Below are 16,501 nucleotides of genomic sequence, written 5' to 3'. Positions count from 1 at the left end.
TTGTGTCCATTTTTGAGGATTAATAATCCTGATGATGATGGTACAATCCATTTAAACTTGCTATATCTACCTGTTAATTCCTCGGATAATAGCTTGTATTGGGACTTGCCATAAATTTTCTAAACCCCAAATATATTGCAGATAACTGAAAAAATTGAAGAGGTTAAAATTATCCGTATTGACTATTCTGGAATATTGGAAATATCTCATTTTTAAACGATTTAAGGAGGTATTTTTTTGACTCGTTATCACCTGATATTCATGATCTTCAAATTTAGAAATTGATAATTTTTTAAGTTCGGGCAAAATTGAGGATGAGAGCGGTAAATTGAGAATTTCCTGTAACTTTATAATCCTCGATTTTAATTGTAAAATAAAGCGGTATTTTTCAGCTAATGTTAGCAGTCGGTCTTGATCAATTTCAGAGGGGTAGGACTGAATAATAATCGCCGCATCTGTTAACCGACTAATTGGTGAAATTAGATTTGTTAATCCTCCAAATACACAGGTGTAAAATAACAGGTCAGTTGCCGATAAAAGATAAACGGGAAAATCGTTGACTTGAGTTAATATTGCCCGCTGCCAAAACTCGGTTTCCGCATTTTCATTAAAACCATCGGCGAAAAGATGCCAGCGCAGACTCAAATATTGCTTAGATTCATTTTCAAATCCAATATAATGACTAAAAGGAACAGTGGGATTAGGAATTTTTTCTTTTGGTGTCCAACTCAATTCTTGTAATAATTTTATAGCATTTAAAACATCTTTTGAGTTAATTAAAAAATCGAGATGATTGATATAACGTAGACCATAATCTTGATAATAATGTAAATTTAAAGCCGGATCTTTAAGCAGCATAATTTTAATATCAGCTTCTTGAAAAGAGCCTAAAATAGATCGAATTTGTTGAAACCAAACTTGGTTTTCAACCCAGGTACGTCGGTAAATTCCCTTGAGTCTGCCAATGTATGAATCTGTGACATTATGAGCCGATAAATTGCGATAGAGTAACGGTAATAACCGATAAGAGTCTTGATCCACATCGTCAATATTGACCAATGTTCTCCATTTTTGCCAGGAATTAATGGCTGCTTCACCTTGTAAAAGTGCGGCTTGTAAAAGTAATTGTAGCTCTTGATTTAGATTAAAATTCATGGTGTATCTTAAATTAATGAATTACGGTAATTGAATCCCTGGAATATTAACTCTAATGCTGTATACTGAAGTTTGAGCGGTGATATAAAGAGTTTGCCAATCTTCATCTCCCCAAGCACAAAAGCAATTCCTGCTTGTCGGAAGTAAGCCACTCAAACTTTAGATTGTTTTTAGAATTCATAAGGTGTATAAATGAGTCAAAAAGTAAAGGCTAAGGAAATAAAACTTAAAGAATCGCGCCCAGAAATTGAGCTACTTATCTGTTGTGCCAGAACTAGCATAGATAGTACAATGACAGAGCGAATAAAAACAATATTACAGGGAAAGATTGACTGGAAATACCTAATAGAGATAGCATCCCAACACGCCACCAAGCCAGTTTTGTACCACCATCTTTCTAGCATTTGCCCAGAAGCAGTTCCACAGCCAATTTTCGATCGCCTTCGCAACGACTACCGCGCCAACGCCCTCCGCAATATGTCCCTGACTAAGGAACTGCTGAAACTCCTAAATTTGTTTGAAAAGCACCAAATCCCCGCTATCACCTACAAAGGAGCCGCGCTGACTGCTGCCCTGTATGGCAATTTGTCGCTCAGGCAGTTCGGTGATTTGGATATTTTGGTTCAGCCGCAGGACTTTTCCAGAGCAAAAGAACTGCTGATTTCTCAAGGATATCACCCAGACTCAACATTTGAGTGGGAAGAAAGTTTAATTAATCATAAAACCAGAGTTAATGTAGACCTCCACAAGAGAATCGCACCAAAATATTTCCCTCTTTTACTCGATTTTGAGGACTTGTGGCAACGCCTAGAGACTGTATCTCTTATTGGCACAACAGTCACTACCCTTTGCACCGAAGATTTGCTGATTATCCTCGCAATGCAGATAACGAAAGATTCTTGGGAACAGGAGCAAAAGCTTTCCCAAATCTGCGATATTGCTGAATTAATTCGCTCTCATCAGCAATTGGATTGGGGACGAATCATTAAGCAAGCTAAAAGTTTAGGTAGCGAACGAATGCTATTAATTAGTCTTCTCTTAGCAAAGGATATTTTGGATGCCAAACTTCCAGCAGAAATAGAACAAAGATTGCAAGGAGATAGATTGATAAAACTACTTGCAGCCAAACTACGGCGATGGCTTTTTGATAGTTCTGATAGCGAGATCGAAAAGCTGCAAAAATTATTCTTTTTCCCTTTTGGAGTAAGGGAACGTTTACAGGATAAAATTAATTACGGTCGTCGTTTGACATACCTCTCGTACCTGGCAGTAAAAAATCGATTGCAGGGAATAGGAGCGTCAACTATTAAGCAAGGCTAATGCCGGGAATATTTACTCTAATTTTGTATACCGAAGTTTGAGCAGTGATATAAAGACTCTGCCAATCTTCATCTCCCCAAGCACAATTTGCTGGTTGTTCGGGAGTAACAATTGTTCCTAGACGATTGCCGTTGCGATCGAAAACCCATACTCCTCCTGCTCCGGTACAATAAATGTGTCCCTGCACGTCTACTTTCATCCCATCAGGTAAACCTGGTTTCTTAATGTTCATATCGTAAAAGATGCGACCATTAGCAAGCGTACCATCCGCTTGAACATCGAAAACTCGGATATGTCGGCGTTCTGAATCATCGATATAAAGCTGTTTTTCATCAGGTGAAAATGCCAGACCATTTGGTTTAATAAAATCATCGGCGACAACAATAATTTCGCTGCCATCATAAGAAAGGCGGTAAACTCCTTGGATTGGTTGTTCTTGCTGTTCGGGTTTAATTCCATAAGGAGGGTCGGTAAAATAAATCGCGCCGTCACTTTTGACGACAACATCATTGGGACTATTCAGATTTTTGCCTTGGAATTTATCAGCTAAAACGGTAATTGAACCGTCTTTTTCGGTGCGGGTAACTCGGCGCGTACCGTGTTCGCAAGCAATTAATCTGCCTTGTTTGTCTCTAGTCAACCCGTTAGAATTATTACTAGGTTCTCTGAATATCGTTACCTGACCATCAGGAGTTAGTTTCAAAATTTTATTAGCAGGAATATCGCTAAATAGGAGATACTTTTCTTCCGCCAACCAAATTGGCCCTTCAGTAAACTGAAATCCGGTAGCTACGCGATCGATCTTTACTTTCTTAGGAAAAAGATTTTGAAAGTTATTAGATTTTGATTCCAGACGACTGATACCTAATTTACCTGGTTGATTGGTGGCTAATTTCCTTTCGATCTGTCTCTTTATCCATCTGGCAATACGCAACATTTGGCTTTCTTCCGTTAATTTTATACTACTTTTCTATTCAGGCGGACTTTGGGCAACACGATAACTATATAATGTTGCTCCACCATCAATTTTCAAAACAGTTCCCGTCGTGAATTTTGAAAAATAATCTGAGGCTAGATAAACAGCTGCTCTACCAATATAACAAGGAGCGATCGAACACTGATGTAATAGGTTATATTTATGATGTAAAGGGTTCCCGCGCTCGTCTGCTGCCACCCAACCCGGAGCAATTCCATTTACTCTTATTTCGTAGGGAGCAAATTCTAGCGCTAACTCTTTGATAATCATTCCTAATGCTGCTTTTGAAGAACTATAACTAGGCCAACGGACAAGTATTTCTCCATGTATAGAAGTTAGGAAAATAATAGAACCCTGAATAGAATTACTCACCATCATTTTGGAGATAAGTTTGGTAAGGTACATCGGCCCAAAGATATTGGTTTGAAAAGTCTTTTGCCATTCTTCCAAATTTAAGTTATTTATCCCCATCGTCTCAAATTGAATGCCTACATTATTGACGAGAATATCGATTACGATTTTATTTTCGTCCAAAATGCTATATAAATAATCAATATCTTCAGGCTTTGATATGTCTGAAACAAAGCCTTTTACCTTAACGTGATAAGTATTTAATTCTTTTTCTAAGTTTAAACATTCTTCCTCAACAATATCGGTGAAAAAAATATTTGCGCCTTGTTTGGCCATTTCAATAGCGATGCTTCTGCCAATATTTCTTGCGGCTCCGGTAATAAGGATATTTTTTCCGGCTAAAAGCTGATTATCTAAAACTACAGCAGGATCTACTGTTTTGACAAAAACTTTTGGTTTGAGCGTAGGCATCGGATTAAGGAAGGCTTTGGATGCAGCTTTGAAACGAGTTTTGATGTTGTTTAGCCGAGTTTGGAAATTCATATCCGTGAATCATAACCTATTTGAATATCCTAACTTTTAGCACGGCGGCGATCTAGTGATGCTTTCAAAATCTGAAGATATTCAGTTTGGTATTCGCGTTGTTTAATTCCCTTATTGGTTTCGTGCAGTCGCCGTTTGGCTACTAATTCGGGTAACATCATCGTCTGGAGTCCTAGTTCTGTAAGACGCACCTGCCAACTAGCAAATTCGGCTAATTTCCACTGAGTTTCAAATAAGCCAACTTGAAAAAAAGAATCCCGTTTGATTACCAATGCTGAAGGAATATGTCCCGGTGCTAATTTAGGAGAAACCTGTAGTTTAGCTTTCAGATTTTCCGCCAAGTCTGGACTAATAAACTGTTGAACCTGTCCGTATACGACATCAAGATTAGGGTTATTGGTAAATGCTGCCATTTGGTTGGTTAATTTATCCTCTACCCAAAGGTCATCTGCGTCGAGAAAGGCAAAAAAATCGCCTTTGGCTAATTCTATGCCTCGATTACGAGCCGCCGCCGTACCGCTATTGACTTGAAAACAGTATTGCACTGTAGTACCAAAGCTCTTTGCTACTTCTGCACTGCCATCAGTTGAACCATCATCTATTACAATAATTTCTAGTGGTTGATAGGTTTGAGATAGCACGCTTTCGATCGCTTCTGCTAGATACTTTTCGCAGTTATAAACTGGAATAATGACGCTGACTAAAAAAGAATTGCTCATCCCGATCACTTCTCTAATTTCAGATTGGATTTATGCCTGTTTATGATTAACTAATGTCTTGATTTTTGGGAATTTGCGAACGTCGTTGGCGATTGATAGATTGCTTAAGTAACTGTAATAATTCTTGATTGTTTTTCTCAGCATTAGATGAAAGATTTTCGGTATGGACTCGTTTATAAAGAAGAACTTCAGGGATGACAGTCATAGGTATATTTTCATCTTTGACTCTCGCAAACCAATCTACATCGCTAGCAATAACGAGGTCGGTATTAAATTTACCAATTGAATTTAATAGAGATTTACGTACCATTAAAGTTCCGGGAATAGGGCCAACAATATCCTTGTCTAAGAGTTCTTTTTTGAAACCTATAGGAATAGGACATCCTGGTTCTAAAATAAACCTAAATTTGCCGATCACATACTGAATTAACGGGTGATTGACCAAGTAATCAACCTGAAGGCTTAATTTATTAGGTGCCCACAGGTCATCGGAATCGAGAAAAGCAATTAATTCTCCTTTTGCAGCCTCGATTCCAAGGTTCCAAGCATCAGCAAGACCTTTACCAGTTTGACGGATATAGCGAACTTGATCGTAAGATTTAGCAATTTTTTCAGTATTATCTGTAGATTGGCCATCTACAACAATAATTTCGTATTCTTTATAAGTTTGGGACAAAATACTTTCGATCGCTTCTCCTAATCGACGTTCTCCATTTTTAACTGCAATAATTACACTTACCACAGGTGAATTTTCTATCATTTTATTCTCTCTATTCTAATTGTTAGACTATTTTGGGTATTTCAGGAGAAGTGCCGAGATATTCATTAATTGGCACTTCTAATAAAGAATTAATTTGAAGATTACCTCGCTTTCGGCATCGATCTAAGTGTTTCTTGAAAATTCTTACAAAACCAAGTTCAACTAAATTTTTACCGCCTGTCATATTATCTTCGTGCTTGCGATAAAACAGGCTGACTCGATCCAATACAATTTTTGAAATGCCATTTTCCCACGCTCGAATAAACCAATCTACATCTTCAGCGTACTTAAGTGTTTCGTCAAAAAAGCCTATTTTCTCAAAAACTGTTTTTCGATAAATTGCGCTGCCTATATTAATATAACTGTAAGGTTTGTAAGTAGGTTCAAAGATAGCTTGATCGTCTTCTTCCTGTCGCAATAGTTTCATCTGTTGGATTAATCCCTGAACGATCCCTACCGAGGGATGATCTGCTAAGTAATTTGCTTGCAGTTTCAGTTTATTATCCGACCAGAGATCGTCAACATCTAAGAAAGCAATTACATCTCCATTGGCTATCCTTATGCCATGATTGCGAGCCGCTGCTGGCCCAGTATTTTGCTGATAAATATAGCGGATACAGTCTTTGAATTGGGCAGCTATTTCCGCAGTTTTATCTGTTGAACCATCATCAATCACAATGATTTCTAATGGTTGATAATCCTGATTTTTGACATTTTGAATGGCTTCCGCTAGATATTTTTCTCCATTGTAAACGGGGATTATAACGCTAACGAATAATGGTTGATTGTCCATTGCTTATGGGTTTGTAATAAGGTTTAAAATGACTTGAGGAATTTGTTCTAAATCAGTACCAAGTTCTAGATAATAACAAGGAACTTTTTGCAAAACTTGCATCATAATTTGGCAAGCTTCTTTTCCTGAACCTGGTAATTGAATTATGGTACTGGGGACGAGTGAAGCTAAAGCAGCAGCAGCAGAGGTAGCTGTTAAGGAGGTATCTGTTTTTCCCGTAATGCGCGGCACTAAAACTGCACGGATGGGGAAACTGGTCAATATTTTTTCAGGGAAATGGTCGTTAATGAAATAAAGTGCTTTTTCCTCTGAAAGGCGATCACTATTACTAATAGCCTTAGCCAAAAACGGTAATCTATCCACATCGTCGGCATTTTTCTTGCCCGTGTTGTAGATGCTAAATACCGTCGGGGTTGGTTCGGGGGAGATGAGACTGTAATCGTCGCTGGCATAAAAAAGCTGAGAATTCAGGCAAGTTAACGCTGTTGTCGATTTCCCAGAACCTCCTTTTCCTACTAGCAGTACGCCACCAGATGGGAGTCCGACAGCACCAGCATGAACTAGCTGGATGCCCCGCTTACTCATCCAGACGTTTAAAATTGTCCGTAGCGGCGAACCTTTTTCCCAATAAGGAATTTGTTCGGTTGTTTCAACCCAATAAATTCCTAGATTGCGATCGCTATCCAACATACTTAACGCAAATGCACCCCATTGGAAACTGGTGTGAAGGCGCTCGGTATTGAAACCGTAAATCTCTCCACGCTTGGGATGATGTTGATTTCTCTGCCAAGGTGGAGGTGGCATTACCGTATTTGTCGAGGTGCTATCCCACAAACAAACTGTAAGTGCTGGATCGCAAAAAGGTTCTGTTTCTAAGTGTGCTAAAGCTGGAGTCATGTATGGAATTAAGGCTTCCCCTGCAAACCGCAACCGAATCTTAAACCCTGCTATGCAGTAAAAACGGTCAATACAACCCCCAGCAGAAACCTCAGCTTTTTCATGTAATTCATAAACAGTATTGAAAAAATCTAAAGAATCTTTCTGAGCAGCTTGAGCAGAATGATCAATATTTTCAAATGTATTTGTAATCATCTGATTTTTGGGACTGAGCGACAATTATTAAAAAATGGGGAGGAAAAAACCCTCCCTTTTTTGAAGGAATTAAACTTCAACTTTAGCACTCGGCCAACCGATTTGCTCGTCAACTTCATGGATAGGATCTAAAGCCAGTAGTTCTTCCATATCCGTGTATTTCTGTAAGCTGGGAGGTTCAAATTTTAATTTTTCTAAGTTGGCAATGGTTGGAGTTGGATCGTTAGGGTTGTTGTGGCTGTCTACCTCATCTCCTGTATGGAGAACAATCAGTTCTTCTTTCTGTAATTGTTCAATCAAATGATTAACGGCATTTTCAATAATGGTGTGTTCACCCTCATAGCGCTGAATGATTTCTGATACAATATCGCCTCTGGAAAGACCTCTCATCAAGCCGTCCCAAATATCTGCGCCGACTTTAACTAAACTAAAATAATCTCCCTGCTCTAAGTTGACGACGACGACTTCACCATCAATACTTTCATGAACAACTTTGGGAGTATTGGCATTAAATTTTTCGTCTGGATTCATCATTTGTGATCAGGTTTTTGGGTGGATAAACTTAGTTGTATTTAACTATCCTTAACTTTACTATAACCTTAGATAGATGTCAAGTTCATTTCCCGTAAATTTGAGATTCGATCTGCAAAAAAATGTTATTTATTTTGACTCAATAAAAAGCCATAATATTACGATCCTTTAAAGAGTTAAAGGATCAAAATCTCTATTTTAAGGAGTGAGTAGATGACACCCCCAAAATTTTAGAAAACTGAAAGGATGTTCAGTTATTTCTTAACTTTTTTAACAACCTGTTCTATCTTTAGTTCCGTGTCCTATAATTGCCAAAACTGCATTTTCTGGCGACAGATTTGGTATTGTTCTCCCGGCAATCACCAGTGAATCTAAGTTTTCCCATAACCCCTGATCATCAATAGGAAAAGAAAAATACTGTGGCATAATTCCCCAGTGAAGTTCTACCAATATTTCTTTTTTAGGGTGAAGAAATGGGTAGGCAGCTTCGCGGACAAATTGATAGATTTGATCTGATCGCAAAAACACTTTTTCCTGTTCCGGTGTTAGTTCGACGCGCTCAATTTTCATTTGATATCCCTCAGATAAAAACAGTGCTTTTGACCGTTCAATATCTGAAGTATGAATTAGAATATCTAAATCGCTGAACTGTCGCAGTAGTAAATTACCATAAGCAGCAGCGGCTAATACAGGCCCTTTAAACGGAAGAAGGGGGATTCCTTGGGTTTCAAACAAATTCAACAATCTGACCAGTTCACCACTCAATAACAGGCTTTTGCGAGTATTAAACTGAAACTCTAGTCGTAACTTTGTCAAAATCGGTTTGGGAACGGCTTCTGGACAAATCCCATTCAGGTTTGAGTACAAAAGCGGCATCACCTTATGGTAATTTGCCATCTCTATCAACTTGACCCAATCTATATTCTCTTGCAGTAGAGTTTTCAATCTCTGCCTGTTTTCTGGGTTTACCTGAGTGTTAGCACAAATTAGCAATACTTCTAGTTCATGCTGAATTTCCACCGATGAAAACCAACGTGGTGATTTTAGTAACATTTGGCTCCAATTGTCTGGCTATCACTCCATTAGTAACTTAAGTTTTGGCTTAACGCAAGTTACCCGTGAAACCTGTCGAGATGTTCCCTTGGATTCAGAATATAACCTCATTTCCTTCATTCGCGCAGAAATTAAAAAAACACAAATCATCTCCAACATAGCTGACCTGAAAAAATCAAAGAAGATTTGAGATTAATCCGCTAAACACTATTTTCAACCTAGAGATAGATACCTAAGATCAATCATACAAGTTAAAATCAGCCTGATTTTTCCAATTTCATTTCAATAATTATTATGCGAATTCCTCTAGCTACCTACCGGATTCAGTTTAATCCCGATTTTAATTTTAATCAGACTAAAGAGATTATTGCTTACTTACAGGAGTTAGGGATTTCTGATTTGTATGCGTCTCCAATTTTTAAAGCTCGAAGCGGAAGCACTCATGGCTATGATGTTGTTGATCCGAATCAATTAAATCCTGAACTAGGAACGCAGGAAGATTTTGATCAATTAATGGAAGAAGTTAAAAATAATGGCATGGGATGGTTACAGGATATTGTTCCCAATCACATGGCTTATGATAGTCAAAATCAATATTTAACAGATATCTTTGAATTTGGTTCTGATTCGGATTATTTAGAATTTTTCGATATTGATTGGAAACATCCTTATAGTGATTTTCAAGGTCGTGTTTTAGCTCCCTTATTAGGAGATTTTTATGGCAATTGTTTAGAGAATGGGCAATTAAAAATTTCTTATGGAGAAGCAGGGTTATCCGTTAATTATTATAGTTTAAAGTTTCCCTTAAAAATTGAATCCTATACTTATTTAATCACTCCTCGTTTGAAAGAATTAGAAGAACGATTAGGACGAAGACACCCCAATGTAATTAAACTGTTAGGGGTGCTTTATGTGTTGAAAAATATTCCCCATGAAGAATCCAGTCAAGATCGGCGATCGCAAGCCGTATTTGCAAAAGGATTACTGTGGGAACTGTATCAAGAAAATAGCGATATTCAGAAATTTATTGATGAAAATATTGAATATTTGAATGGAAAAACAGGCGATCCCGAAAGTTTTAATTTCTTAGATCAACTCCTATCTGAACAATTTTTCCGATTATCCTATTGGAAAGTCGGTGCAGAAGAATTGAACTATCGTCGTTTTTTTACAGTTAATGAATTAATTAGCGTCAAAGTTGAGGACGAAAAAGTTTTTAATAAAACCCATGATTTAATTTTTAAATTCGTCAGATCGGGTAAATTTACTGGATTAAGAATTGATCATATTGATGGATTATATAACCCCCTGCAATATTTACAAGGAATTCGAGAAAAAGTCGGAAATGTTTATCTAACTGTTGAGAAAATTTTAGATATTGAAGAAAATTTACCCAGTAGTTGGCCCATGGAAGGAACGTCAGGATATGAATTTTTAATTTATTTGAATAATTTATTTTGTCAACGCAAAAATGAAGATCGCTTCAGTCAAATTTATCGAGATGTAACAGGTTTAAGTGTTTCCTTTAAACAATTATTAATTGATAAAAAACGCTTAATTGCTGATCGAAACTTAGCGGGAGATGCAGATAATTTAGCAGGATTACTGAAACGAATTGCGGGTCAATATCGTTATGGACGAGACTTTACGTTACATGGGTTACAAACTGCCATTTTAGAAGTATTAGTGCGGTTTCCAGTTTATCGAACTTATATTAATGAAGGTCAAGTCAGTGAAGAAGATCGCTATTATGTTCAGTTTGCCATTCAAGAAGCAAAAGGACAACATCCTGAACTGATTAACGAACTCAATTTAATTGAAAAGTTTTTATTACTAGAATATGATGACTATTTAAGCGATGAAAATAAACAGTTGTGGCTGCATTTTGTCAGGAAGTTACAACAGTTTTCAGGGCCATTAACAGCTAAGGGCGTGGAAGATACGCTGTTTTATGTGTATAATCGTTTTGTGTCTTTAAATGAAGTAGGGGGCGCACCTTATCAATTTGGAATTAGTTCTGATACGTTCCATCAGTTTAATAAAAAACAAGCTAAAAGTTGGCCCCACAAAATGAATACAACCTCAACCCACGATACAAAACGCAGTGAAGATTTACGCGCCCGATTAAACGTAATTTCCGAGATTCCTGATGAATGGGAAGCACAAGTCAGAACTTGGATTGCGTTAAATCGGGATCATAAAATAGAAACCGACGGGCGGATTATTCCTGATGGAAATGATGAATATTTCTTGTATCAAAATTTAATCGGTTCCTATCCCTTTTATGAAGCAGAATATCCTGAATTTGTAGAACGAGTTAAACAGTTTGCAATTAAAGCAGTTCGAGAAGCAAAAGTTCATACCGCTTGGTTACGTCCTGACTCGGTTTATGAAGAAGGCTTTTTCACTTTTGTTGATAAAATTCTCAACCCTTCGGAGGACAATCAGTTTTTACAAGAGTTCAGAAATTTTCAACAAAAAATAGCATTTTATGGGATATTTAATTCCCTCTCTCAAACTTTAATTAAAATCACCAGCCCCGGTTTACCCGATTTTTATCAAGGAACAGAGCTTTGGGATTTAAGTTTAGTTGATCCTGATAATCGACGTTTCGTTGATTATCAAAAACGGATGCAGTTTTTGGAGGAGATTAAACGCCGTTCTCAGGAGGATATTTTGTCTTTGATTGAGGAGTTAAAATCGACTCCTGAAGATGGACGGATGAAGTTATTTTTAATCTATCAAGGGTTAATAGTTCGGAAACAATATCTGGAAGTTTATCAACAAGGAACTTATATTCCCTTAGAAATAACGGGAGATTATGCTGAACATATTTTAGCCTTTGCTCGAACCTATGGTCAACAAATTATCATTACCATTGTTCCTCAATTTTTAACGAATTTAGTTGAACCAAAACAGTTTCCTTTAGGTCAAATGATTTGGAAAGATACAGCCATTGAAATTCCTGAAGAGTGGTCTACTGATTGGGAAGACACTCTCACTCATCAATTGATTAAAGGTAGCCCTTCCTTAAAAATAGGTGATATTTTAACAGTGTTTCCTGTGGCTTTATTAACGAGTTGTTAGATAGGCTTTTTACTCAGGGTCTTGATTTTATCGGCTCTCGGTTGTCAGACCCTCTCAAAATTAGGTAATATGAAATCTTGAAATCGGTGCTACAGTAGAGACGTTGCATGCAACGTCTCTACACAATACAGATATGTAGCAAACTTTTAATGATTTCATATAATCTCTAACTTAATTCCTGGCTTAAAATCTCTATAAATTCCTGCACAATGTCATCGGGTTCTTGATTGCACCTATTATAGTCATAATAGTGGATAATACAGATACCCTGAGTTTCAAAAAGGCGATCGCGATCTTCAGGTTTTGCTGTATTAGGATGCAATAATTCCAGAATACCCCATTTACCTTGATAGAAAATTAAGAAATTAGCTTCTTGATTTGATCTACCTTCTGGCGTAGTCAGACGGACTTTAGCATTAGGAAAAAAAAGGATATTAGCGCGCTCCAATGCTTCAGCTATTTTAATTTGTTCTTCGCAGTGGAAATTAAAATTATTCCATAGATAGATTTTTTCTTCTGAGTTATAGTGGATTTGTTGATGTTCTTCTTCTGATTTTATAATTTCTCGTGGAGAGTCCGTGTTATGATCTGGTAATAATGCTTGTTCTAAATCTTGCTGACATGAGACAGGTTCACTAAAGTTTGTAAATAATAGTCTTGTTCCACTTAAGCTGGCTAAATTTAATGTTGCTCCAGTTAGATTTGCGCCACTAAGATTAACTTCTATCTCCTGAGTTCGATGCAAATTAACTTGATTTCGTCGCAAATATCGCTTAAAAACAGACTGTAAATTATTTTTTTTTACTTTTTCATCAAAAGCGTCTGATAGTTGTTTCCAAAGTTTCGCCGCAATAGATTTTATATATTCATCATCATAATTAGAAAGTTGAGCAATGTCTTGATATGAACATCTTCCCTCCCAACATTGTCTAAATATTAGCTGCTCCACGTCGTTTAAACATTTGCCATCGAGGACAACTTCTGCGATCGCAAGTGCTTCATCAACGGTCATGGGTTCAATTTCCTTAAAGTATCAGGTGAAGTTTTAAACAGATAACACTATATTGTACCCCTTAAGGCTGACGTTGATTCAACCAATTTTCTAAATCTGTTACTTCTGAAAAATCCAGAAGCGCTTCCCCTAAATTCTCTAATTCTTCGACAGATAAAGTCTGAATTTGTTCTTGGATTATAGGAGCGATCGCACCGACTCGTCGAGTCAACTGACGAGTAACAAACGATATCGCCTCCCGTTGTCGCCCTTCCAGGAGACCATCTTCCCGAATTTCTTGGTAAATGACAGACTCGCGCATTGTTTCCTTCCTAAATAATTGTCTGATTAAGTTTTTTTCAAACCTTAAACCCGCGAGAACTTGAGTACAAGCGAGGAGATCGGCTTGTTGATTGGGTTCTTCAATTGTAGCAATCCGATTTGCTATTTGCTCTAACAAAGTTCGGGGTGAGTTGGTTTGAGATAATGTCGCAAAGGGGAGTAAACCGGGGACAGATAGCAGTAAATTGGGGTCTTGCTCCCACAGGCGAATCACTCGATAGCAGTGTTGGGTGTTGGTGTCTGTATACTCAGATACAAAAGCTTGTTCTGAGGTGGTTTGCTGTAAAAAGAGTACAACTTGATTGACCGAACAAGAGTATTGTCGCTTGAGCCTGACGTAGTAGTCAAGCATTCTGAATGGAAGGGGAGGGTTAGAATAGGACAGGGTTTGAAATTCCAGATGCAGAATTTGGTTATCGGCTTGCAAAAAAGTGAGAGAATCAGCCCGAATTGGTTCTTGAATGAGTTCAGTTTTGAGAACCTGAATGGTGGTAGGTTGTTCCAAGGGGAGCAACCATTGAACAAAAGCATCTGGGAATTTTTCAGCCAGATATTTACAAGTGTTATCGTAAACCAAGGAAGTTCAGTTAGAAAATAGGTGTGAATAGTCTGTGAGAGCAGTGTAACCTTTAGACGCATCTGTCTAACAGGATATTTTAGCAAAATCTGGCAAAAGTTACTACTTTTTATCACTTTTTATCACTTTTTATCACTGTCAATTTGAAGTTGAGTTAGTAAACTAGGGATGATGAGACAACTCAAGTTGAATCATTAAGACAAAGATAAACGCTGCTTAGTGAGGAGTGCGATATGGAAATGAAAGAAGCTGATTTGACCCCAGATCAGCTTAATCTCGTTCAAGATCTTCTCAAAAAAAGAATCAATGAACGTCAATTTCGGGTTTCTATTGTCGGTCAAACGGGTGTTGGTAAGTCTTCTCTGATCAATGCTTTATTTGGTACTAATCTGAAAACTGATCCGGTCAAACCTTGTACTAAATTAGAATTAGAAGGAGAAGAAATTCCGGCTATTCGTATTAAAGAAAATCTGTATTTTTATGACCTTCCTGGGATCGGAGAATCAGACGAAGCAGACGAAAAGTATTTGCAAAAATACAGAGAACATCTTCAATCTTCCGATGTAATATTATGGGCGATTCATGCTGATAATCGCTCAGTTGTTTTTGATTTACAGTCCCTTAAAAAAATTATGGAGGGATATACACAAGAACAAAAAACAGTTTTAATGAGCAAACTGACTTTTATTCTAACTAAAGCAGATGTTCTACATCCTCCTGCTTGGATAGCAGCAAAAATTGGAAACATTGTCAAGTTCTTGCCATCACCAGAAACAAGCAGCACTTTGGAACAAAAAGCTGTCTACTATCAACAGACTTTTATTGAGCCTTATGGTGGTTTAATTGTTTCCAAAACTTACAATGATTGCAATTTTTCTATTATTGAAGATGGCTTCAAATGTGATCAAGATTTAAAGTTAATTTATTACAAAGGATATATGAATGCTGAAAAATTGAAACTGTATCAGCAGAAATATCCTGAATACCAAAAAGTTTTCGAGCGACTTTATGATAACTATCAAGTTATCCCCTGTTCGGCTGTTTTTCGGTATAACTTAAATAAATTAATGCTGGTCATTCTGAACAAACTTGGACAGGAAGCTACAATTCAGTTCCAGAAGCTTATTTCTGGTGATTCACTAGACCAAATTCCTTTTGACCAAACAGAAAATCTTTGTAACTTATTGGTCTATGAACCAAAAACTAAAAAGACTTTGTTTGAATTTCGTCGGTGGTTAAACACCCAAAAATTTGGAATTTGGTAGTTGATTGAATACTAAAAAATGGTGATTAATATGAGTAACAGTTGGGATGACGTAGAGAAGCATATAAACAGCGAGCTTGCTAGAATAGATGATGACTATCGGCAACGTACTCTAGCACAAAATAAATTATTTGAATCATCATTAGTCGGTTTGGCTAATATAGCAATTAGCTGGCTTGAAAAAGACAAGCAAATTGACAGCCAAACAGCGAATATTATCAGGAATAGCGTGAGGGTTGTAGATAATATTTTCAAATTGTTCTTTAACTGGTTTTGAAAATTCCTGTTCTCATAAGTTGTAAATTAAGAAGGTGGAATCTATTATGATCGATTTAGAAAATCGTGACTACACTCTGATTATTGATAAGAGTGGCACTATGGCAAGGAAAGATTGTGAAGGAGGTAGAAGTCGTTGGGAAATGATGCAAGAAACGACTTTCGCCTTAGCTAGTAAGTGTGAGCAATTTGACCAAGATGGTATTACAGTTTATACTTTTTCTACTCAATTTAGGCGTTATGATCATGTAACAGCCAGTAAAGTTGAGCAAATCTTTAATGAGAATGAACCTGTCGGAAGAACAGAAATGGCAAAAGTTTTGCAAGATGCTTTGGAAAACTATTTTCAACTCAAGAAACAGGGGCAAGCAAAATTAGGAGGTGAAACTATAATTGTAGTAACAGACGGTCAGCCAGACCACCCTCAAGCTGTTATCCAAACTATTATTGAGGCTACTCAAAAAATTGATAGAGATGAGGAATTAGCGATTTCATTTATCCAAATTGGTCATGATACTGAAGCCACCCAATTCCTCAAAACTTTAGATGATGATCTTCAAAGTGCAGGCGCTCGTTTTGATATTGTCCATACAATTACAATTGATGAGATAGAACAAGAAGGAATATCTCTAAAAGAAGTTTTAATTCGAGCGATTACTGATTAACATCAG

16 protein-coding genes are annotated in these 16,501 nt (G+C 37.2%); 5 read left to right on the top strand and 11 right to left on the bottom strand.

Annotated features, from left to right (window positions below; all coding sequences use genetic code 11):
* Positions 1–66: 66 nt before the first annotated feature.
* Complete coding sequence (locus H6G57_RS11205; protein ID WP_190518592.1) at positions 67–1,155, bottom strand: nucleotidyltransferase family protein; 1,089 nt, start codon at positions 1,153–1,155, stop codon at positions 67–69.
* A gap of 192 nt (positions 1,156–1,347) precedes the next feature.
* On the opposite strand from H6G57_RS11205, the gene H6G57_RS11200 reads away from it, so the two are divergent.
* The gene (locus H6G57_RS11200) at positions 1,348–2,475 is read left to right on the top strand and encodes a nucleotidyltransferase family protein (RefSeq protein ID WP_190518590.1); all 1,128 of its coding nucleotides are present in this window, start codon (positions 1,348–1,350) and stop codon (positions 2,473–2,475) included.
* Here the strand turns inward: H6G57_RS11200 and H6G57_RS11195 are convergent.
* The 8 genes from H6G57_RS11195 to H6G57_RS11160 form a co-directional block, all read right to left on the bottom strand.
* Entirely contained in the window at positions 2,462–3,412 is a 951-nt protein-coding gene (locus tag H6G57_RS11195) for an SMP-30/gluconolactonase/LRE family protein (RefSeq protein WP_190518589.1), read from the bottom strand. The two genes, H6G57_RS11200 and H6G57_RS11195, sit on opposite strands and share 14 nt — an antisense overlap.
* Positions 3,413–3,445: 33 nt before the next feature.
* Positions 3,446–4,345: an SDR family NAD(P)-dependent oxidoreductase gene (locus H6G57_RS11190; protein WP_190518587.1), complete on the bottom strand. Its 900-nt coding sequence runs from the start codon at positions 4,343–4,345 to the stop codon at positions 3,446–3,448.
* A 29-nt stretch (positions 4,346–4,374) separates the two neighbouring features.
* Positions 4,375–5,064 carry a glycosyltransferase family A protein gene (locus H6G57_RS11185; RefSeq protein WP_190518585.1) on the bottom strand — a complete coding sequence of 230 codons (690 nt, stop codon included), beginning with the start codon at positions 5,062–5,064 and terminating at the stop codon, positions 4,375–4,377.
* A gap of 46 nt (positions 5,065–5,110) precedes the next feature.
* Positions 5,111–5,824 (bottom strand): glycosyltransferase, encoded by a 714-nt coding sequence (locus H6G57_RS11180; protein WP_190518583.1) that lies wholly within the window; start codon positions 5,822–5,824, stop codon positions 5,111–5,113.
* 22 nt (positions 5,825–5,846) lie between these two features.
* Positions 5,847–6,617, bottom strand: a complete 771-nt coding sequence (locus H6G57_RS11175) for a glycosyltransferase (protein WP_190518582.1) — start codon at positions 6,615–6,617, stop codon at positions 5,847–5,849.
* Between the two features lie 3 nt (positions 6,618–6,620).
* Positions 6,621–7,709, bottom strand: a complete 1,089-nt coding sequence (locus tag H6G57_RS11170) for a serine kinase (RefSeq protein WP_190518580.1) — start codon at positions 7,707–7,709, stop codon at positions 6,621–6,623.
* A 69-nt stretch (positions 7,710–7,778) separates the two neighbouring features.
* Positions 7,779–8,243, bottom strand: a complete 465-nt coding sequence (locus tag H6G57_RS11165) for a PqqD family protein (protein ID WP_242048942.1) — start codon at positions 8,241–8,243, stop codon at positions 7,779–7,781.
* 267 nt (positions 8,244–8,510) lie between these two features.
* The gene (locus tag H6G57_RS11160; RefSeq protein ID WP_190518578.1) at positions 8,511–9,293 is read right to left on the bottom strand and encodes a nucleotidyltransferase family protein; all 783 of its coding nucleotides are present in this window, start codon (positions 9,291–9,293) and stop codon (positions 8,511–8,513) included.
* A 294-nt stretch (positions 9,294–9,587) separates the two neighbouring features.
* Here H6G57_RS11160 and treY point away from each other — a divergent pair, with 294 nt between their 5' ends.
* Entirely contained in the window at positions 9,588–12,380 is a 2,793-nt protein-coding gene (treY, locus tag H6G57_RS11155; RefSeq protein WP_190518577.1) for a malto-oligosyltrehalose synthase, read from the top strand.
* Between the two features lie 166 nt (positions 12,381–12,546).
* On the opposite strand, the gene H6G57_RS11150 is transcribed toward treY, so the two are convergent.
* Both H6G57_RS11150 and H6G57_RS11145 read right to left on the bottom strand, forming a co-directional pair.
* On the bottom strand, positions 12,547–13,392 hold the full coding sequence (locus H6G57_RS11150) for a pentapeptide repeat-containing protein (RefSeq protein WP_190518575.1): 846 nt from the start codon (positions 13,390–13,392) through the stop codon (positions 12,547–12,549).
* 61 nt (positions 13,393–13,453) lie between these two features.
* Positions 13,454–14,290, bottom strand: a complete 837-nt coding sequence (locus tag H6G57_RS11145; protein ID WP_190518573.1) for a DUF4351 domain-containing protein — start codon at positions 14,288–14,290, stop codon at positions 13,454–13,456.
* 233 nt (positions 14,291–14,523) lie between these two features.
* On the opposite strand from H6G57_RS11145, the gene H6G57_RS11140 reads away from it, so the two are divergent.
* From H6G57_RS11140 to H6G57_RS11130, 3 genes are read left to right on the top strand one after another with little or no spacing between them, the layout of a single operon-like run.
* Positions 14,524–15,555 (top strand): GTPase family protein, encoded by a 1,032-nt coding sequence (locus H6G57_RS11140; RefSeq protein ID WP_190518572.1) that lies wholly within the window; start codon positions 14,524–14,526, stop codon positions 15,553–15,555.
* Positions 15,556–15,585: 30 nt separating this feature from the next.
* Positions 15,586–15,831 carry a hypothetical protein gene (locus H6G57_RS11135; protein ID WP_190518565.1) on the top strand — a complete coding sequence of 82 codons (246 nt, stop codon included), beginning with the start codon at positions 15,586–15,588 and terminating at the stop codon, positions 15,829–15,831.
* Between the two features lie 46 nt (positions 15,832–15,877).
* Positions 15,878–16,495: a VWA domain-containing protein gene (locus tag H6G57_RS11130; RefSeq protein ID WP_190518763.1), complete on the top strand. Its 618-nt coding sequence runs from the start codon at positions 15,878–15,880 to the stop codon at positions 16,493–16,495.
* Positions 16,496–16,501 lie beyond the last annotated feature (6 nt).

Source organism: Planktothrix sp. FACHB-1365, assembly GCF_014697575.1.
In the GTDB taxonomy this organism is placed as follows: domain Bacteria; phylum Cyanobacteriota; class Cyanobacteriia; order Cyanobacteriales; family Microcoleaceae; genus Planktothrix.
Note: the sequence above shows the minus strand (reverse complement) of the source record. Positions and strands in the feature narration are given on the sequence as shown.